Origin of the sequence: Campylobacter concisus, assembly GCF_001298465.1 — a bacterium.
Classification (GTDB): domain Bacteria; phylum Campylobacterota; class Campylobacteria; order Campylobacterales; family Campylobacteraceae; genus Campylobacter_A; species Campylobacter_A concisus.
Genome location: NZ_CP012541.1, coordinates 1,167,987 through 1,188,102 on the forward strand (window position 1 = coordinate 1,167,987; position 20,116 = coordinate 1,188,102).

The window sequence follows — 20,116 nt, forward strand, 5'->3', positions numbered from 1 at the left end:
AAGAGAAGCGATGAAAAAGCTGATTATTTTTATGATTGCGCTACTATTTTGCGGGTGCGGTATAGCGTCAAAGGGTGATGGAGCCTCAAATAGTATGAATTTTCATATAGCAAAGAGGGTAGCCATAGATATGTCGGGCGGCTGGATTGATTTTAACAAAGAAAACTACGATAAATTTTGGAGAAATATACGAAGTTCTGGCAACACAAAATATAAATTGGATTGGATTAAAGCTGATGCTTATTCGATGGTAAATTTAAATATAGAGTTTTTGAAATCTGCTCTTGAAACTTATAAGAGTAAAAATGTGATTAAAACAGCTGATTTTGCGTCCTACGAGAAAAATATCGAAAATTTAGCTCCAACCGTATCTGGTTACAATACCGAACAAGAATATAAATTAAAAATGGTGATAAAGCAGGCTATAGCTGCATATAATCAACAGCTTCAAATGTTTCAAAACGGCGGTGAATTTAATCTTTATTTATATCTCATGCATGTTGCAAATATCAGCGATAACGGCGTGAGTATATTTATTGACTTTGGGAGAATTAATGCTGTCGGCGAGAATAAAAACGATATAGAAAAACACTTGAATAGAGCATATGAATTAAAGCAAAATCTAGATAGTCTTTTTGATAAAAACTATCGTTGGTAATGTATAAATTTTAGCAAAATGAACGACCAAATTTACCTCATCGGCGACGTTCACGGCTGCTATAAAACTCTTTGTGCCCTGATAGACCGCTTGCCGCGCGGCGCTGATTCTAAAATTTGCTTCGTCGGCGATCTGATAGACCACGGCGAGGGGAGTTTTGAGGTCGTGCAGCTAGCGATGCGGCGCGGTTACGCAGCCGTGATGGGCAATCACGAATACCGTCTTTTGCAATACAAGGACGCATTTTTACGCGGTGAGACGCCTAGCAACCCGCGCTGGTTTTACCTAAACGGTGGCGCGCAGACTTTCGCCTCCTACGATAAAGCTAGCCGCGTCCAGAAACTCGCGCATATAGAGTTTTTATCAAATTTACCGCTTTACTTGGAGTTTGCCGAGTTTAAAAACGCTCAGGGCAGACGGCTCTTCGTATCGCATTCGGCGATTGGGCGGATGTGGCCGCTGCGTAACTTGGACGGCGATAGCGAGGCGGAGTTTAGGCGGCATGTGCTTTGCGGCAGAGGCAATTTTAGCCAAAACGAAGGCGTCTTTAACGTCTACGGACATACGCCGATCGCCAAGCCCGATGTCACGAATTTTAGTGCAAATGTCGACATAGGATGCGTCTATAAGCATGATTTTGGCCGTCTTTGCGCTCTGGAGTTTCCGAGCATGCGGGTTTTTATGCAGGAAAATATCGAGGAGGGTGGGTGATTTTAGTCAAATTTTGAGGCTAAATTTGACTAAAATTTGAAATTTACGCACCGAGACCCGTACCGCGAAAATGCTAAATTTGGGTTAATCAAATTTGACGCCATGTGTTTAAAACCATCTAAACAAAAACAATTGTTTGAATTCGTCTTACTTCTTTGTTAAGGGGGAAGGGGCTTAAATGGCGAAGTCGCTCCCCCCCCCTTTTTTTTAATCCTCCTCCCCTCCCCTACGACGCTTTTAATGTGGCGACACAGCTTTTCTGACGCAAAGCGTCGCAAATATGATTCAAATTTGACGTTTTAAAGATGCGGGTCTCGGTGGGTCAAATTTGAAACCGAAATTTGCAAATTTGACTTCAAATTTGAGCAAAAAACGATAAGGCGAAGCATTTTTTCGTCAGACGAGGGAGCGGACTGGCCGTCCGTGATCGAAGCCGACTGAGTCGGTAACGAAGTATGGCGGAAAAAGACAAGCCGTCAAATTTAAAGCTTACGGATTTTGGCGATCTCGTCGCGCAATGCCGCTGCCTTCTCAAACTCCAGCTGCGCCGCAGCTTCAAGCATCTGCTTTCTTAGCTCTTTTACTATCGCAGCTCGCTCGCCAGCTGGCATTTTCTCTAAATTTTTACCACGCTTGTAAATTTCACCATCATCTTCGACGTGCAGGCTCTCTTCGATATTCCTGCTTGCAGAGTGCGGCGTTATGCCGTGAGCTTTGTTGTACTCATCTTGAAATTTACGCCTAGCTGTCGTCGTATCGATCGCCTCTTTCATTGATTTTGTTATCTTTTTGGCAAACATTAGCACCTTGCCATTTACATTTCTAGCTGCGCGCCCCATCGTCTGTATAAGGCTCGTTGTCGAGCGCAAAAAGCCCTCTTTATCAGCGTCCATTATGGCTATCAGGCTCACTTCAGGTAGGTCAAGCCCCTCACGGAGCAAATTTATGCCTATTAGCATGTCAAATTCGCCGCTTCTAAGCCCTCTAATGATCTCATTTCGCTCGATCGCGTCGATGTCTGAGTGCATATATTTGACTTTTACGCCAAGCTCGATGTAGTAGCGGCTTAGCTCCTCGGCCATTTTTTTAGTTAGTACCGTGACAAGCACACGCTCGTTTCTAGCGATGACCGCCTTCGCCTCGTCAAATAGCGCCTCGACTTGATTGTCACTATCTTTTATCTCGATGAGCGGATCTAATAGCCCAGTAGGACGTAAAATTTGCTCATAGACGTGCCCCTGGCTGATACCAAGCTCGTACTCGTTTGGTGTGGCTGAGACAAAGAGAAATTTTGCCTTTTTGCTTATAAACTCATCAAATTTAAGCGGCCTATTATCAAGCGCTGATGGCAAACGAAATCCATACTCCACAAGCACCTCTTTGCGGCTCCTATCACCCGCGTACATGCCCCTAAACTGAGGCAAACTCACATGACTCTCATCGACGATAACCAGATAGTCCTCGCCGTTTATCTCAAAGTAGTCAAACATCGAGTACGGCGTCTCTCCAGCCTTTTGACCAGTCAGATGTCGCGCGTAGTTTTCGATACCTTTGCACATGCCAGTGCTCGCCATCATCTCGAGATCAAACTCCACCCTTTGCTTTAGCCTCTGCGCCTCGACTAGCTTGCCTTGCTCGTTAAACTCTTTTAAGCGCGCATCAAGCTCCTCCTCGATCTCTTTCATCGCGATCTTTAGCCTATCAGCGCCCACGATGAACTGGCTGGTGGCATAAAGCGTAAATTTAGAAATGTCTTTGAGTCTCTTGTTATCAAGCACGTCAAAATGATACATCGAGTCTATCTCATCGCCAAAAAACTCAACCCTTAGGGCTTCGTCGTTGTAGTAAGCTGGATAAATATCCACCACATCGCCATTTACACGAAAGTCACCCCTGTCAAAGTAGTTGTCATTTCGCTTATAGCCCATATCGACAAGCTGCTCTAAAAGCTTTCTTTGGCTTATTTTCTCCCCTACGCTAAGATAAGCTACCATACCTTTATACTCGTTTGGATTACCAAGTCCGTAGTTTGCAGAGACAGAGGCGACACAGACGACGTCATCAAAGCTTAGTAAGCTAGCCGTCGCAGAGAGGCGCAGGCGTTCAAGCTCCTCATTTACTGAGCTATCCTTCTCTATATATAGGTCGCTTCGCGGGATGTAAGCCTCTGGCTGGTAGTAGTCGTAGTAGCTTATGAAGTACTCGACGTGATTTTTTGGGAAAAAGCCCTTAAATTCGCTATAAAGTTGCGCAGCTAAGGATTTGTTATGCGTCATTATCAGAGTTGGCATATTTAGCTCTTTTATCACATTTGCCATGGTAAAGGTCTTGCCAGATCCTGTGACACCTAAAAGTGTTTGATATTTGTTACCTGATTTTACACTTTTTACTATCTCTTTTATCGCTCTTGCCTGGTCGCTACTTGGACTAAATTTAGATGAAATTTCAAATTTGTTCATTGACTGCCTTTAAATTTGCAAGAATCTTATAGCAAAGATAGTGCTTTGTCAAATGGGAATTTTAAAAAGAATTTAGCCTCTGCGTGTTAGAATACGAGCCTAATTATTATTTTAAAGGAACTTTTATGTTTGAAGATAATGCGATCTTAACCACACTAAGCGATAAAGTAAATGACCTGATCACAAAATATGACGAACTTTGCAAAACGAACGAAGAGTTACGCAACGAGATCGTAACTTTAAAAGCACAAAATGAGGCGAAAAGCAATCAAATCATGCGTTTAGAAGAGGATCTTGACAAGAAAAATACCGAAGCTGACGATGTAATGAGAAAAATCGAAGCTGTCCTTGGCAGATAAGCTTGGCTAAAATATGAAAAAAATTACGCTCACGATATCATCTCGCGACTACACGATCACGCTTGATGATGATTTTGCTAAATTCTTTGAAGATGACTGGCAAAATTTAATGGGCGGACGCCAATTTATCGAGCCAAAAGAGCTTTTAAATGCCTTTATAGAAAAATGTTATGAAAATTATGCTGTGATAAAGGCAGTAAAAAATTTAACTGGCAACGTTGATGAGATATTAAAGCGAGAAGAGAGATGAAAAGACGAGCTTACACCTTGCTTGAGCTGATATTTATAGTAGTTATACTAGGCATTTTAAGCACAGTCGCTATACCTAGGCTATTTTTTTCTAGAAGTGATGCTACCATCTCAAATGCCAAAACTCAACTTGCCGCTATAAGAAGTGGAATTTCACTAAAATACAATGACAATATCTTGCAGGCAAAGCCAGAATTTCCACAAAAACTAGACGATAGCGATCCAAGTAAACTCTTTAAAAATGTTATAAATATACCGATAAAAGATAGCGGTAGCAAAAATGGCTGGCACAGAATAAGCGATGACAAATACACATTTAGGCTAGATGGCAAAGTAGCAAATTTCAAATACGACAAAAATACTGGCGATTTTGGTTGCAGCGATGAAAATGAAATTTGCAAATCACTTCAGTAATGCATTATTACATACTCGCATTTTATGGGCTAAATTTAGCCCCACTCACTTATGAAAGTGATCAAAAACTAGAAAAATTTCAAGGCGTAAAGGCTTCATTAAGAGGTAAAATTCTTACTGCTTTTGTCCTAAAAGAGACCAGCAAGCCAGAGTTTAAAACAAGTAAAATTTTAGAAATTTTACCAATCAATCTAACCCAAATCCAAGGCGAACTGGCAACCTTTATCTCATACTACTATACCTGCGAATTAGGCGTTAGTCTAAATTTATTTGAGCCAAACAGTATCGATTTATCAGAAGAATTTTACGAGAAACAAGACTTTGATATAGCACCAAAGCTAAATGAGCGGCAGCAAGAGGCTTTGGAATTTATAAATAAACGTAAAATTTCACTCATCTTTGGCGACACTGGAAGTGGAAAAAGCGAAATTTACATAGCGAAGATCAGAGAAATTTTAAACGCAGGCGGTCAAGCGCTATTTTTGATGCCTGAAATTTCACTTACACCACAGATGCAAAAACGTCTTGAGGGCTTTTTTGGCGAGGCAGTAGCAGTCTGGCACTCAAAGATCATGCCAAAGAAAAAAGAGAAAATTTTACAAGATATAAAAAGTGGCAAAGTTAGGCTCATTGCAGGTGCAAGATCTGCTTTATTTTTACCACTTGAGAGGCTAAAACTCATCATTATCGACGAAGAACATGATGATAGCTACAAAAATACAGGTTCAAAACCACACTACAACGCAAGAGATCTTGCCCTCTTTCTAACTGGTAAATTTGACCTGCAAGTAGTACTTGGAAGCGCCACACCAAGCCTTACTAGCTTTTACAAACAAGAACATTTTCGCCTAAAAGGGACATTTTTTGACTCACAAAAGAGCTATATATTTGACGAGAGTGAAACTGGAATTAGTGAAATTTTAAAAGACGAAATTTCAAAAACACTCGCGAATAAAAAGCAAGCTGTCATCTGCCTGCCAACAAGGGCAAATTTTAAGTATCTAGTCTGCAAAAACTGTGGCGAAACAGTAAAGTGCCCATTTTGCAGCATCGGAATGAGCTACTACAAAAAACAAAACGTGCTAAAGTGTCAATACTGCGAGCACAAAATGGCTGTGCCAAAGACCTGCCATCAGTGTGGTAGCGAGATGATAGAGGCCAAAAAAATTGGTACGAGTGAGCTACTTGAGAGGTTGCAAGCTGAGTTTGCGAACGCTAGAATCGCTAAATTTGACAGGGATGAGATAACGACGCAAAACAAGCTCGTAAAGGCTTTAAAGGAATTTAACGACGGCAAGATAGACATCCTGCTAGGCACGCAAATGCTAAGTAAGGGGCATGATTATCACAACGTCGAGCTTGCTGTCATCATGGGCTTTGATGAGCTTTTAAATTTTCCTGATTATAAAGCCAGAGAGCGAACGCTTGCTCTTGCCATGCAAGTAGCCGGAAGAGCTGGTAGAAACGGGGCTGGTAGAGTTATCATTCAAAGCAAACAAAGAGAATTTTTTGAGAGCTACATCAGTGATTATGACGCATTTCTAAAAGAAGAGATTGGCTACCGCGAGGGACTATATCCGCCATTTACTAGGCTTCTTCGCATTATCATCTCGCATAAAGATGAACGCATAGTAAAAAATACAACGAATGAATTTGTGCAAAGAATAGAACCTCTAAGAAGCGATGAGCTTGAGGTCATAGGATACGGAAAGTGCCAGATAGAGTATCTTGGAAGTAAATTTAGATATGAAATTTTACTCCGCTCAAACTCACATATACCTCTTTTAAAAGCTGCAAACCTCTGCAAAAGCGAGCTTAGCGATATTGATATAGACCCAGTCAACTTTACTTAAAATGTTAGTCTAAAAACTATTTAACAAAGACATGGTAAATTTTAAAATAGATAATAGAGAAACCTAAGGCTTATGAAAGCATTATGAAATTTGATAAGTTGACTATGGAAAGCAAGTGAAGTTTTAAAAACTATACCCAATAAAATACTAACTTTTGTAAATGATTAAAAATAAATTTTCAAGCCTTTTAAAAGCCATTTTTCTTTATAATCCCCAATAAAAATTTAAAGGCAAAATTTTGCAACGATACCCAACAAAACAGATAAAAATTCGCAATGTTTTAATAGGCGGTGACGCACCAATATCCGTGCAGTCGATGACCTTTTCAAAGACGAAAGACGTAAAAGGCACGTTAGAACAGATACAGCGGCTTTATTTTGCGGGCTGTGATATCGTGCGTTGCGCAGTTTTTGATAAAGAAGACGCCAGCGCGCTAAAACAGATCGTTGCAAGCTCCCCAATCCCAGTCGTTGCAGACATTCATTTTAACCATACCTATGCGCTCATCGTTAGCGAATTTGTCGATGCTATCCGCATAAATCCAGGCAACATTGGCTCAGCTAAAAACATAAAAGCAGTCGTTGATGCCTGCAAGCAGCGAAATTTACCCATCCGCATAGGCGTAAATTCTGGCTCGCTTGAAAAGCAGTTTGAAGACCGCTACGGCCGCACGGTGGAGGCGATGGTGGAGAGTGCAATGTACAACATCAAGCTTCTTGAGGATTTTGACTTTACAGACATTAAAATTTCGCTTAAATCAAGCGACGTCGAGCGCACTATGCAAGCTTATAGAGCGCTTCGTCCAAAGACAAACTACCCATTTCATCTAGGCGTAACAGAGGCAGGTACCACTTTTCACGCGACTATCAAGTCTGCGATCGCACTTGGCGGGCTTTTGCTTGAGGGCATCGGCGATACGATGAGAGTTAGCATCACAGGCGAGCTTGAAGAGGAGATCAAAGTCGCAAAGGCGATCTTAAAAGATAGCGGCCGCCAAAAAGAGGGGCTAAACATCATCTCATGCCCAACTTGTGGGCGTTTGCAAGCTGACCTCATGGCAGCAGTAAAGCTCGTAGAAGAAAAGACAAAAGGGATAAAAGAGCCACTAAACGTCTCAGTGATGGGCTGTGTGGTAAATGCGATCGGCGAGGCAAAAGGCGCAGACGTAGCCATAGCATTTGGCAAGGGAAATGGCATGATCATGCGCCACGGCGAATTGGTCGCAAGGCTGCCTGAGAGCGAGCTTGTTGATAGATTTTTACAAGAGATCGACGACGAGATAAAGAGCAGAGGATAAAGCAGTGGCAAAAGAGAGACTTAACGAGATAGAATTTAGCAACCTTTACGACCTTGATATGGAGCGAGCTATACTAAGCTCCATTTTGCAAAACAACGATATTTTAGGTGAAATTTTTGACATTGTTAAGGCAAAGGATTTTTATCTAAAAGGACATTCGCAAATATATGATGCAATGGTAGCATGCCTAAATAGCGATGATCCTATAACTATGCCATTTTTAAAAAATAGACTTGGTGAAAAATACGACGAAGAGCTAATACTAGATATTTTAGGCACAAATTCCCTAATAGACATTCAAAAATACGCAAACGAACTAAGAGAAAAATCTATAAAACGAAGTCTTGTAAAGATCGCTCACAATATACCAAGCAAAGTAAATGAAGATAAGCCAAGCCGCGATATGGTCGATGATCTTAGCCAGGAATTTTACTCTTTGATAGAAGGTGGAAGCACTGGAGTTATAAAAGAAGGCAAAGAGATCATCATGAAAATGATGGATCATATTAATGCTCAGGCCTTGCTTGGCGAAAAAGATATAGTTGGACTTGATACTGGATTTAAAAAGTTAAATGAGATGATAAAGGGCTTTAAAAATGGTGACCTCATCATCGTCGCAGCTCGTCCAGGCATGGGAAAAACGACACTTTGTTTAAATTTTATGAGTCAGGTTTTAAAAAATAATGCTGGAGTTGTTTTCTTCTCACTCGAGATGCCAGCTGAGCAAATAATGATGAGAATGCTAGCAAGCAAGACCTCTATCCCGCTTCAAGACATAATGACTGCAAAGATGGACGATGAAGCGTTGGCTAGATTTAGCGATGCTTGCGAGGAGTTTGCGGCTAGCAAGCTTTTTGTACATGATAGCGGCTATGTAAATATCCATCAAGTAAGAACGCAAATGCGAAAACTAAAGGCTATGCATCCTGAAATTTCACTTTGCGTGATCGATTACATCGGTCTTATGATGAGTACAAATAACTACGCTGATCGTCACGTCCAAATAGCTGAAATTTCTCGTGGATTAAAGCTTTTAGCACGTGAGCTAGATATGCCAATCATCGCTCTTTCTCAGCTAAATAGAAGCCTAGAATCTCGCGCAAACAAACGCCCTATGCTAAGCGATCTAAGAGAGTCAGGCGCGATCGAGCAAGATGCTGACATTATTCTTTTTGTTTATAGAGATGAGTTTTATCTAGAACAAGAAGAAAAAGAGAAAGAAAAACGCGCAAGTGCCGAGGGTAAAGAGTACAAGAGCAATCACGTCTTTAATAAGCTTCAAGAAAAGGCCGAGATCATAGTTGGCAAAAATAGAAATGGCGAAACTGGCTCAGTTGATGTGCTCTTTCAAAAGCAACACTCAAGGTTTGAAGATATGTCTGCAATGCCAGTATCTGACGTATCATTTGAAGGATAATGAGTTTTAAGAATCCAAAAAATAGAGAAATTTTTAATATATTTTGTCTATTTTGTCTTTGTATTTTTTCTATAAATTTAGCTATTAGCTATCATAAATATCAAATTTTTATGGACAAAGGAGAACAAGAGCTAACAGCAACCGTGATTTCTAGCTATGAAAAGCTTGGAGATGACGGCAAGAAAAGGCAAATTTTAAAGCTTAAAACTGATGAGTTTACATTTTATACACTTGGAGCTAAAACAGATGACTTTAAAGCTGGAGATAATATATTTCTAAGCGTCATAAATTTAGACGTTAGTTTTAAAGACTATCTTGCTTCCTCCTTTTACATGCCTAGCTTCTCACGCGAAAAACTGCCACAAAAAGCCACGCTAAATATCAACCAAAAACTACAATCACTCATCTACGCCCAGCATGAAAATAGTAAAATTTCACAGCTCTACTCGGCTCTATTTTTAGGCACAAGTATTGACGCAGAGTTAAGAGATGACGTCTCGCACCTTGGTATAGCGCATCTTATAGCCATAAGTGGCTATCATTTAGGTTTTATAAGCGCAGTTATATTTTTTGTATTTAGGCCGCTTTTAAAATTTTTATATGCGAGGTTTTTACCTTTTAGAAACTACAACTTTGATCTAGCCATTATCGTTTTTATAGTCTTGTCATTTTACTTTTTTATAATAGGCTTTATACCAAGCTTTTTGCGAGCGTTCTTAATGAGCATTTTAGGATTTTATTGCACGTTAAAAGGCGTCAAAATTTTAAACTTCAAAACACTTTTTATAGTGGCACTTGTTAGCATATCGCTCTTTCCGCAGCTACTTTTTAGCGTAGGTTTTTACTTTTCACTCATGGGCGTCTTTTACATATTTTTATATTTTAAACACCTAAAAGATAAATTTTCGCCCTTCATTCATCTTATACTTTTAAATTTATATGTTTGCTTTGCAATGGAAATTTGCGTGCTTTATTTCTTTCCACTCATTAGCTTACAGCAGCTTAGCGTCCTTGCCATCAACTACATCTTTAGCGTTTTTTATCCATTAAGCGCCGCACTTCACATCGCTTTGTATGGCGACATTTTTGATGGATTGCTAAATAATGTTTTAAATTTTAGACTAAGCTCAACTAAAATTTTCGTGCCAGCTATTATTTTTATATTTTATAATATCGCTTCGCTTCTAGCTATAAAATTTAGATCAATATTCTACATTTTGCCACTATTTGGACTTCTGTGTTTTGCTATTGCCAGCTATAAAATTTACGCCTAAGCGATCTTCATACCATAAAATTTCATTATCTTGTTGTGAATTATCAAAGATATATACATTATAACAGCGCCTAAAATTAGCCTAGTTAAGTCTGTGTCCTTTTGCCAAAAGACTAAATTTACGATGATAGCAGCTGGAATGAGAGCGTTATTCATGATAGCAAGCACGCCGCTATCGACCTCGCAAGCACCTTTGTTCCACATAAAATACCCTAGCCCACTAGCGACCACGCCAAGCCATAAAAGCACTAAAATTTGCGTTAAAGTAAGTGAAAATTTGGCTGGATTGCCAAGAGTAAGAAGCGCAACGACAGCTACAAAAAATGCACCAAAGTGAAAGTAGCCAAAGACATTTTTTTGATCCACGTCAAATTTTTCTAAAAGTGCCTTATATGCGCTCTGCCCTGCCCCAAAGCAGATATTTGCCGCTTGCACTAGCAAAAAGCCCTTTAATACACCATCGTTTATAGCGCCGTATTTTATAATCAAAGCTCCAAAAACCGCAACGCCAACACTAAATAGATAAAGTGGCCTAAATTTAAAGCTAAATGCGTCGTATATGAGCGTCACATAAAACGGCGTAAAAATGGTAAAAAGTGCGACTTCTGGAACACTTAGATACAAAAATGAATTGTAATAAAATAGATACATAAGTCCTATTTGCACCGCTCCGATCGCCATTATGCCAAATGCTAGCTTTGGACTGATACCACGAAATTTTGTAAATGGCAAAAAGACTAAGCTCGCAAGCGCAACCCGAATAAAAACAGCCAAATAGCTATCAACCTTGCCAGCTAAAAACTCACCTATCAAACTAAAGCTAAACGCCCACAAAATGGTTACAAAGATTAGTTTATTCAATTATCACCTCATTTATTTTTCTTGCACATTCAAAAAAATACTCAAGTTTGTTTAGCTCAAGTAAATCGCCATCAAGTATGAAATTTGCCCTATCGCTAAAATTTTTCTCACTCACAAACAAAAATTCTTCATATTTTATCTCGCCATCAAGATAGCCATTTAACAAATCAACAAAATCACTATCAAGCTTATCTTGCTTCAAATCTTGCAAATTTAACTTTGCACTTAAGCCTTTGATCGTGCTTTCTAGCTCTTTTAGGCGAGTGATTATCCTATTTTCTTCATCGCTTAGATCAAGTACCGCCTTTTGCTCTTCAATGCGCTTAACTTGACTTTGCTTGCTAAGACTTAAGCTATCTGGCAGCTTCCACTCAAACTCCACTCTAGGCCTGTTCGCATCAGCGTAAGCGCCTATCATCTGTGAAGTCGTCCTCTCACCTTTTTTAAAGCTGTTATTATTCACACTTTGCGTATCTTTTAAGTAAATTTTTGGAGCAAATTTGCTCTTTTGCTTCTCGTTTTCTTGCTCTTTTATAAATTTTTCTTGCTCCATCGCCCCAAGCTTGGCGCTTAGATCATCCTTGCTAAAATCAGGCATCACTATCTTTGAGCCAGCATTAAAGCCGATCTCGCCGTTTGAGAGCAAATTTATCCTTGAGTTTAGCTCGGCTAGCTTAAGCCCAAGCTCGTCTAGCTCAGCTCTTTTTTTATTTAACGTGAAATTTATCGCATCAAACTCAGCTTTATTTATCTCGCCATACTCAAACCAAAACTCATTTTCAGCCGCAGCTTTTGCAAAGCTATCTACAAATTTTGTCTCTAAATTTATAAGCGAATTTAGCGCAACAGCGTTGAAATAGACCCTTGCGACCTGAAAAGCGGTTAAATTCATCAGCTCTTCATCTTTGTAAATTTTCTCCACACCCTTGTGGTCTAAAATTTTATCAGCAGCCTCACTCGCACCGCCATCAAAGATAAGATACTCAACCTTTGCCGTGATAGATCCCGCCTTTGTCATATATCCGCCCTTTATCTCATCAGGCACAAAGGTATATCTGCCATCAAGGGATAAATTTAGCTTTTTACTTTTATTTTTATTTATATATTCATTTTTATTAAATTCTTTCAAGCTTTCAAGCCTTGCACTTTGCGCTAGAGCGATGATCTCTAGTAAATTTCCAGCCCAAAGAGGCAAAGCAAAGAGCAAAACCGCCAAAATCTTCTTCAAATTCTCTCCCTTTCATAAAATTTTCTTATAAATTTATCAAGATTATAAACCCAAGCAAAGAGCACTGGCACGACAAGCAAGCTTAGCAAAGTCGAGCTAATGAGCCCAAAGATGATGCTTATAGCCATAGGCGAATTGGCTTCAAAGCCAGCTCCTCTGCCAAGAGCAAGTGGCAACATGGCAAATATCATCGCAAAAGTGGTCATCAAAACAGCCCTTAGACGCTTTTTTGCAGCCATTTTCACAGCTTCGTTTGCCTCTATGCCGTTATTTGCAAAGTGGTTTGCAAAATCAACGACTAAGATAGCGTTTTTACCAACCATGCCAAAGAGCAAGATGACGCCAACCATGACAAATAGGCTAAATGGATTGCCACTTATAAAAAGTCCGATCACGACGCCACAAAAGGCAAGTGGCATGGCTAGCATGATAAGAAATGGCAGCAAAAAGCTCTCATAAAGTGCAGCAAGCACCATGTAAATAAGCACAGCACTAGCGCTCACTGTAAAGATAAAAGAAGCGTTCGTATCGTCCATCAGCTCCACAAATCCAAGAAATTTATACTTGAAATTTGCTGGCAAAATTTCATCAAGCTTCTTTGAAATTTCATTTGCCACGCTATTTAGCGGCGCGTTGTTTTTGGTATTTGCTAGAAATTTTATCTCATCAGCTCTATTAAACCTCGAAATACTAGCTGGCTTTTGCTCAAAACTAATCGTCGCCACATCACCAAGTGTCACGAAAAAGCCCTCTTTGCTTCTTATCTTGGTCTTTAAGATATCATCTGTATCGCTTCTAAATTTATCATCAAGACGCATGTAAAGCTCATACTCTTTGCCATTTTCGTTTTCAAAAACAGAGACCTCGTTCTGGCTAAATGCGCTATAAACAGCACTTGCAACGCTAGCTTTATCTAAAATTAGCCTCTTTGCCTTATCTTCATCAATAGAAATTTGCACACGCTTTAGCAGATCCTCTTCAGGAGAATTTACGTCCGTTGCGTCATTTATCTCTTTTAGCATTTTGCTGATCTTTGGTACAAATTTTTCTAACTCTTTGCCATTTTCAGAAGTGATAGTAAGCTTTACTGGCTGCACATCGCCACCTTCAACCACTGGCAGATCAGCCACGATGACGCTCATATCATCACTCTTTAGTCTGTCACGAAAACTTTGCATGATAGCGTTTTGCCGCTCGTGATTAACCCTATCTTTTAGCTCCTTTAGCCTAACGTAAGCCTTTACAAGATAGGGCTGCTTGGCGTCTGTGTAGCCAAGGATGAAGTACGCATAAGCAACCTGAGGATCGGCATTTATGAGTGAAATTTTATCTTTTAGCTTATCTTTGCTAGCTTGCAGGCTAAGTGAGGGATCGAGCTTAAAGTAGATGTTAAACTCTGAGTTATCCTCGCTTGGCATGAAGTCGCCACCTACAAATTTAGCCAGAGTAAACGAGCAAACAACGACCACAAGCGTTATGGCTAAAAATATGAGCTTAAATTTAAGAGCTAAGGCTAAAATTTTCTCATAGAAATTTTCAAGCGCTTCAAAAAATGGCTCGCTCTTTAGAAAAAAGCCACTTTGTTTGGCATTTACAAACCTAGCGCTAAGCGTTGGCACAAGAAATATGCTCACAAAAAACGATATTACAATGCCAGCTGCCACGCTCATCGCAAATGAGTTAAAGTATTTGCCAACGATGCCACTCATAAAGGCGATAGGCACAAAGACGCAAAGCAGAACGAGCGAGATCGCAAAGACGCTAAATGCTATCTCTTTTATGCCTGCAAAGCTTGCTTTTAGGGCATTTGGCTCATCTTTTAGCTTGCTAGCGATATTTTCAGTGACAACTATCGCATCATCGATGAAAATTCCAATGCCAAGCGTTAATGCGATAAGGCTTAAGCGATTTATATCGTATCCTAGGGCATTTATGATGAAAAATGTCGCCACGATGCTAGTTGGTATCGCTACGACTGAGATGATGGTGATCGAGAAATTTCTTAAAAATAGATATACGATCACGATGGTTAGCAAGATACCAAGGATCATATCAAAGGCGGTTTGATCGATGTGCTTTTGTATCACTTCGCTCTTATCATAAGCTATTTTTACGTCGTATTCGCTGCCAAGCAGGCTTTTAAACTGATCTAGCTTTGACTTAGCTAGAGCGATCACGGTTAGAGCGTTTGCGTCTGGAGCTAGTTCAAGACCAAGCAAGACGCCACTTTTTTTATCCATTATCGCTGCTTCGTTTGCATCTTTATAAGAGAGATCAACGCTTGCGATATCTTTTAAAAATACCCCTTGTTTGATCGTTAAATTTCTTATCTCATCTATGCTTTTGGCGCTGAAATTTGACTTGATCGCCATTTGGATCTGCTCATTTTCTATCTTGCCAAGTGGCGCTTTTAAATTTTCAACCTTTATTAAATTTGCCACTTCGTTTGCACTAAGGGCGTTTTTATCAAGTTTAAATCTATCTAGTAAAATTTTCACCGCTGGCTCTAAAAAACCATTTGTCTTGACCTTTGAAACGCCACTAATGCGCTCCAAAAATGGCTTTGCCACGTCATCGATCTCTTGCATTAGCTTAGTTTCATTACCATCGAGCCTTGTGATAAAGAGGCTAAAGACAGATGACGAGAGACCATTTAGCTTTTCTATCTCGTAGTTTGCGCCAACTCTCGCCTTTTGCATCTTATCGCGAACGTCATTTGTAGCGCTCTCTAGGTCTTTGTTTAGCTCAAATTCGATGCTAACTACACTTAGATTATCAAAGCTTGTTGAGTAAATTTTCTTGATACCTTCAATGCTTGAAATTTCATCTTCGATCTTTTGTGTGATCTTAGTTTTTATATAGTTCATATCGCCGTTTGCGTAGGTCGTGATCTTTACTATTGGGATATTTACTTGTGGGTATAAATTTACATTCATCGTCTTTAGCGAGTAGATACCAAAGACAACGAGGCTTAAGAATATCATAAGCGTAGTTATGGGGCGGTTGATGGCTGTTTTTATCATTTATTTTCGCCGATTATCACTTTTCCTTGACCAAACATGCCAGGTTTTAGTCCAGTGTCATAAGCCTGGGCGTAAAATTTTCTAGTCTCTCGCTTAATCTCTGGATAGATGAGAGCGATTTTTACCTCTTTTTCCTCGCTTGTTGCGTCAAGCTTAAATTTAAACGTATCTCCAACTTTTACTAAATTTGCATATTTTTCATCGATCGCTATTAAAATTTTAGCCTCTTCAGAGTTTAAGACAAAGGCTGGCTGAAGCGGCGAAGCACTCTCGCCAAGCTCGACATTTTTACTAGCTATGACGCCATCAAATGGAGCTTTTAAAACGGCCTTTTTAAGGCGATCTTGCGCATTTAAAATAGCAATTTGTGCACTTTGAACCCGAAGTATCGCTTCGTCAAATTTATACTTTACCTCGTCAAATTCTTGCTTTGAAGTGACGTTCCTTACTTGAGTAAATTTGCTTAAAGTATTTTTTGCAAATTCACTAGCGTTTTTTGCCAGCTCAAGATCATTTTTTGCCTTTTTAAGAGCGATTTCTAGGCTGCTTTGATCAAGAATAGCTAGCACGTCGCCCTTTTTAACATGGCTTGATACATCTACAAAAATTTTATCCACCTTGCCACTACCCTCAAATGCAAGCTTTGAGCTTTGCTTAGCATAGACTTCAAAATCAGCAAAAATTTCTTCACTAGCAAATGAAAAAATGCCAAATATCATTAAAATTATCAGCTTTTTCAATCTCTAATCCTCTCCAAAATCGGCTCGCCATTTTCAAAAAAGAACTCCGCTTTTTTGATCTCAAGCTCATCCTTTGCACTCTCAAAAAGGCTAATGGCATCAAATTTCTGAGAGAGCGCCTCAAGTAGGTCGCTATATCCCAAAAGCCCAGAGTTATACTTCTCATAGCTAGCTTTTAATGCCAAATCGCTTGCTCTTACATATTCGTTTAGTGAAGCAATTTTTGAAGTAAGCACCACGATTTCACTTTGCAAATTTTTAAGCTTTGTCTCGTTTTCACGCCTTTTATACTCCAAATTTAGCCTTGCCTCATCAAGTGCGATCTTTTGAGCCTGACTCATCTTACTAGTGGCGAAAAAATCAAAAATTTTCCATTTAAAAGCGATACCAAATTTATTGCCGTGAGTATCTTCTTTTAAGTATTTATCCACGTATGAGCGGTAAGAACTAAATCTGCCTAGATCGATATCGTAATTATTTTTATAAAATCCATATGTGTCATAAAGCAAAATTTGAGGCAAAAAGCCAGCCTTTGCCTCGCTAAGCTTAGCTTCACTTAAAAATATATCTTGGCTTAGTCTATCAAGCTCAGCATTCTTTGAAGCTAAATTTGAGCTAATATCAGCCATCTTTGCTCCGGCTACTGGTAAAATTTTCTCACCAGTTAGCAAATTTATCTCATTTAAAATTTGCTCCATTTTGTTTTTGTATTCAAGCTGCGTGCTATTAGCTAAGTAATATTTAGCCTTTACATTCTCAAGCTCATCTTTTGCGGCAAGGCCTGCTTTGTTTGCCTTTTCAAGCTTATCTAAAACACCTTTTAAAAAATTTGCCTGAGCGTTTTTGGCTGCGATTATATTTTCAAGCGCTAGAGCATTAAAGTATAAATTTACAGCCTTAAGTGCAAGGTAGTTTTTAGCTTCATCACTTGCTATGGCGGCTTTGTTTTTTAAAAGCTGGCTCGTCTTTAGCCTAGCCTCTCTAGCCCCGCCATCATATAGTAAAAAATCAATTCTAGCCAGCACACCGGCTGACTCTTTAGCGACTACGCTTGGAAAAGTGCTTGCATTTTTGCCGTATGAGCCCTCTAAGCTAAGGCTTGGCATATATGAGCTTAATGCGGCTTCATCGTTTAAATTTGCTCTTTTTAGCTCAAGCTCTTTGATCTTTGAAATTTCATTTTGCGTTGCCTTGTTTGCGATCACGCCTAAATTTGAACCAAGCAAAAATACCGGCAAAAAAATGAATAAAAATTTTTTCATTAGTGAAAGCTTTTTACAAGATTTCCTATTAGTAAATTCCAGCCATCAACAAGCACGAATATGAGCAGTTTAAATGGTAGTGAGATCATTACAGGAGGAAGCATCATCATACCCATAGCCATCAGCACTGAGCTTACGACCATGTCGATGACAAGAAATGGTAAATAGAGCAAAAACGCTATCTCAAAAGATGTCTTTAGCTCACTTATCATGAAAGCTGACATTGCGATACTTAGCGGTATCTCTTCGATATTTGCTGGATTTTGTAAATTTCTAATCCTAAAGAAAAGCGCAAGGTCTTTTTCTCTTGTGTTTTTTACCATAAATTCTTTAAATGGCTTTAAGCTTTTATCAAGCATCTCTTCATAGCCTATCTGCTCGGCTATATAAGGCTTTATGCCATCGTTATAGCTCTTTTGCCCAACTGGCTCCATAATAAAAAATGTAAGAACCATCGCAAGTGAGATGAGTACTGTTGAAGGTGGAACTTGTTGCGTGCCCATCGCTTGGCGCAAAAATGAAAATACGATAACAAGCCTTAAAAAACTTGTCATCATAAAAATGAGCGAAGGAGCAAGTGCAAGTGCGGTGAGAATTAGTAAAACATTTAGAGAATTTACTAGTTGTTCAGCATTTGCAGGAGAATTTAGACTTAAATTTATAGTTGGCAAGGCCGGATCAGCCCCAAAAACCACACAAAATAAAACCGCTAAGCTAAGCAGTGCTTTCAAGACTAATTCCTCATATCAAGGATACTTTTCTTAGTAGCCTCTTTGTTTTTTGGTTCAAGAGAGACGAAGTGAATTTCTACTCTATTGTTTTTTGCCCTACCCTCTTCTGTATTATTAGTAGCAATAGGATCAAACGAAGCCTTTCCTGAAGCTATCAGCCTATTTTGCGGCACTCCATCGCTACTAAGCTGTTCTACTACACTTAAAGCTCTTGCAGTTGAAAGTTGCCAGTTGTTTTTATAAGCTGAGTCTTTATTTGGCTCTATGTTATCGGTATGTCCGATGATATCGACCTTTACTTCATTTGGCATTTTTGCCACAATCATACCTATACGTTTTAAAAATAACTTTGCATCTTCGCCAGAAATTTCAGCACTATCCTTATCAAAAAGCATGGCTGCCGGAAGCCTTACGATAAAGCCATCTTCGCTCTCTTCCATCGTAATCTCAGGTGCACCACTAGCAGTTAGTAGCTCATTTATTTTTTTAACTGTCGCGCTTAGCTCGCTTTGTGAGCCTTTTTGCCTGCTTGATTTTTTCGCACGAGTACTTTCTGGGTCTGTCTCTTTTTCTATCTGATTTTCGGGTCTAGCACCGCCTTCAAGTACGCTTAGAGCGCCAGCTAACGAGCCAACAGCAGCCTCCATCTTTTTAGCATCCATTGTTGCCATCGAAAGAAGTAAAACGAAAAAGCAAAGCAAAAGCGACATGAGATCGCCAAAAGTAGCAAGCCACTCAGGCATACACTTTGGGCAATCTTTAGGATCTATTAATTTACCCATTATTCAAACTGACTTTTTCTATCTTTTGGTGGCAAAAACGCCAAGAGCTTAGCTTCAAGCGTTCTTGGATTATCCCCTGCTTGTATCGCCATGATGCCCTCTAAAATGACTTGTTTTTCAAGTGCCTCGTCAGAGTCACGTATAGAGAGAATATTTGCCACAGGTGCACCGATAATGTTACCTATCATCGCACCATAAAGTGTCGTAAGCAAAGCAACCGCCATTGATGGGCCGATCGCACTAGGATCTGACATGTTAAGAAGCATCGCAACAAGACCTATTAGAGTACCGATCATACCCATCGCACCAGCAAAACCGCCAATTTGTTCAAAAATTTTAATGTTATTTGTATGTCTAGCACTAGTTTGGTCTATGTCAATCTCTAAAAGCGCTCTTATAGCATCTGGCTCGTTACCATCGACAGCCATTGAAAGACCTTTTTTTAAAAACTGATTTGTTTCGTTATTTACTTCGCTCTCAAGCGCTAGTATTCCATCGCGTCTAGCTTTTGTAGAGTAATCAACTATCTTTTTTATAGTCTCAGGCAAATTTACAACAACGGGTGGCTTAACGGCAACACCATAAAATTTACCAATACCTTTAAGCGTCTCCATCTTGAAGCCAACCATCATAACGCCGATAGTACCACCAAAAACGATCATTATCGAAGGTACATCGATATATGGTCCTATACCAACGCCAATTGCCATTGATCCAAACAAAAGCACTAGGGTCAAAACCCAGCCGACGACGGTTCCTAAATCCATTTAAACTCGCTTTATTTATAAATTCTTAAGAT

The 20,116-nt window shown here is 39.5% G+C and carries 18 protein-coding genes and 1 pseudogene; 10 read left to right on the top strand and 9 right to left on the bottom strand.

All coding sequences use genetic code 11. The features are described from left to right. Window positions 1-10 precede the first annotated feature (10 nt). A complete protein-coding gene (locus CCON33237_RS05985; protein ID WP_103583393.1) occupies window positions 11-658 on the top strand; it encodes a hypothetical protein in 648 nt (215 codons plus the stop codon). Between the two features lie 18 nt (window positions 659-676). Further along, entirely contained in the window at window positions 677-1,369 is a 693-nt protein-coding gene (locus CCON33237_RS05990; RefSeq protein WP_054196817.1) for a metallophosphoesterase, read from the top strand. 482 nt (window positions 1,370-1,851) lie between these two features. Here the strand turns inward: CCON33237_RS05990 and uvrB are convergent, their stop codons facing one another. Beyond that, entirely contained in the window at window positions 1,852-3,828 is a 1,977-nt protein-coding gene (gene uvrB, locus CCON33237_RS05995) for an excinuclease ABC subunit UvrB (RefSeq protein ID WP_054196818.1), read from the bottom strand. Between the two features lie 65 nt (window positions 3,829-3,893). On the opposite strand from uvrB, the pseudogene CCON33237_RS10120 reads away from it, so the two are divergent. The 8 genes and pseudogenes from CCON33237_RS10120 to CCON33237_RS06030 all read left to right on the top strand — a co-directional run. Further along, window positions 3,894-3,989, top strand: a pseudogene (locus CCON33237_RS10120) (hypothetical protein); the annotation flags it as partial. An 18-nt stretch (window positions 3,990-4,007) separates the two neighbouring features. After that, entirely contained in the window at window positions 4,008-4,187 is a 180-nt protein-coding gene (locus tag CCON33237_RS06000; protein WP_407044219.1) for a cell division protein ZapB, read from the top strand. A gap of 13 nt (window positions 4,188-4,200) precedes the next feature. Further along, window positions 4,201-4,437, top strand: coding sequence for a hypothetical protein (locus CCON33237_RS06005; RefSeq protein WP_054196819.1), 237 nt, complete (start codon window positions 4,201-4,203; stop codon window positions 4,435-4,437). Next, on the top strand, window positions 4,434-4,850 hold the full coding sequence (locus CCON33237_RS06010) for a type II secretion system protein (RefSeq protein WP_054196820.1): 417 nt from the start codon (window positions 4,434-4,436) through the stop codon (window positions 4,848-4,850). Before CCON33237_RS06005 ends, CCON33237_RS06010 begins: the two co-directional genes overlap by 4 nt. After that, window positions 4,850-6,703, top strand: coding sequence for a primosomal protein N' (locus CCON33237_RS06015; RefSeq protein ID WP_054196821.1), 1,854 nt, complete (start codon window positions 4,850-4,852; stop codon window positions 6,701-6,703). The genes CCON33237_RS06010 and CCON33237_RS06015 overlap by 1 nt, the downstream gene beginning before the upstream one ends. A 238-nt stretch (window positions 6,704-6,941) precedes the next feature. Further along, window positions 6,942-8,000, top strand: a complete 1,059-nt coding sequence (ispG, locus tag CCON33237_RS06020) for a flavodoxin-dependent (E)-4-hydroxy-3-methylbut-2-enyl-diphosphate synthase (RefSeq protein WP_054196822.1) — start codon at window positions 6,942-6,944, stop codon at window positions 7,998-8,000. Between the two features lie 4 nt (window positions 8,001-8,004). Next, window positions 8,005-9,417 (top strand): replicative DNA helicase, encoded by a 1,413-nt coding sequence (locus tag CCON33237_RS06025; protein WP_054196823.1) that lies wholly within the window; start codon window positions 8,005-8,007, stop codon window positions 9,415-9,417. After that, complete coding sequence (locus tag CCON33237_RS06030) at window positions 9,417-10,691, top strand: ComEC/Rec2 family competence protein (protein WP_054196824.1); 1,275 nt, start codon at window positions 9,417-9,419, stop codon at window positions 10,689-10,691. The genes CCON33237_RS06025 and CCON33237_RS06030 overlap by 1 nt, the downstream gene beginning before the upstream one ends. Here the strand turns inward: CCON33237_RS06030 and CCON33237_RS06035 are convergent. The 8 genes from CCON33237_RS06035 to CCON33237_RS06070 are packed head-to-tail and all read right to left on the bottom strand — an operon-like array spanning window position 10,688 to window position 20,084. After that, window positions 10,688-11,551, bottom strand: coding sequence for an EamA family transporter (locus CCON33237_RS06035; RefSeq protein ID WP_054196825.1), 864 nt, complete (start codon window positions 11,549-11,551; stop codon window positions 10,688-10,690). The two genes, CCON33237_RS06030 and CCON33237_RS06035, sit on opposite strands and share 4 nt — an antisense overlap. Beyond that, window positions 11,544-12,779: a TolC family protein gene (locus tag CCON33237_RS06040; RefSeq protein ID WP_054196826.1), complete on the bottom strand. Its 1,236-nt coding sequence runs from the start codon at window positions 12,777-12,779 to the stop codon at window positions 11,544-11,546. Before CCON33237_RS06040 ends, CCON33237_RS06035 begins: the two co-directional genes overlap by 8 nt. Next, a complete protein-coding gene (locus CCON33237_RS06045; protein WP_054196827.1) occupies window positions 12,776-15,802 on the bottom strand; it encodes an efflux RND transporter permease subunit in 3,027 nt (1,008 codons plus the stop codon). Before CCON33237_RS06045 ends, CCON33237_RS06040 begins: the two co-directional genes overlap by 4 nt. Further along, window positions 15,799-16,542, bottom strand: coding sequence for an efflux RND transporter periplasmic adaptor subunit (locus CCON33237_RS06050; RefSeq protein WP_054196828.1), 744 nt, complete (start codon window positions 16,540-16,542; stop codon window positions 15,799-15,801). The genes CCON33237_RS06045 and CCON33237_RS06050 overlap by 4 nt, the downstream gene beginning before the upstream one ends. Beyond that, entirely contained in the window at window positions 16,539-17,804 is a 1,266-nt protein-coding gene (locus CCON33237_RS06055) for a TolC family protein (protein ID WP_054196829.1), read from the bottom strand. Before CCON33237_RS06055 ends, CCON33237_RS06050 begins: the two co-directional genes overlap by 4 nt. Further along, a complete protein-coding gene (fliP, locus tag CCON33237_RS06060; RefSeq protein WP_374057409.1) occupies window positions 17,804-18,526 on the bottom strand; it encodes a flagellar type III secretion system pore protein FliP in 723 nt (240 codons plus the stop codon). The genes CCON33237_RS06055 and fliP overlap by 1 nt, the downstream gene beginning before the upstream one ends. A gap of 11 nt (window positions 18,527-18,537) precedes the next feature. Further along, the gene (locus CCON33237_RS06065) at window positions 18,538-19,317 is read right to left on the bottom strand and encodes an OmpA/MotB family protein (RefSeq protein ID WP_054196831.1); all 780 of its coding nucleotides are present in this window, start codon (window positions 19,315-19,317) and stop codon (window positions 18,538-18,540) included. Next, window positions 19,317-20,084 carry a motility protein A gene (locus CCON33237_RS06070; RefSeq protein ID WP_054196832.1) on the bottom strand — a complete coding sequence of 256 codons (768 nt, stop codon included), beginning with the start codon at window positions 20,082-20,084 and terminating at the stop codon, window positions 19,317-19,319. Before CCON33237_RS06070 ends, CCON33237_RS06065 begins: the two co-directional genes overlap by 1 nt. Window positions 20,085-20,116: the final 32 nt, after the last annotated feature.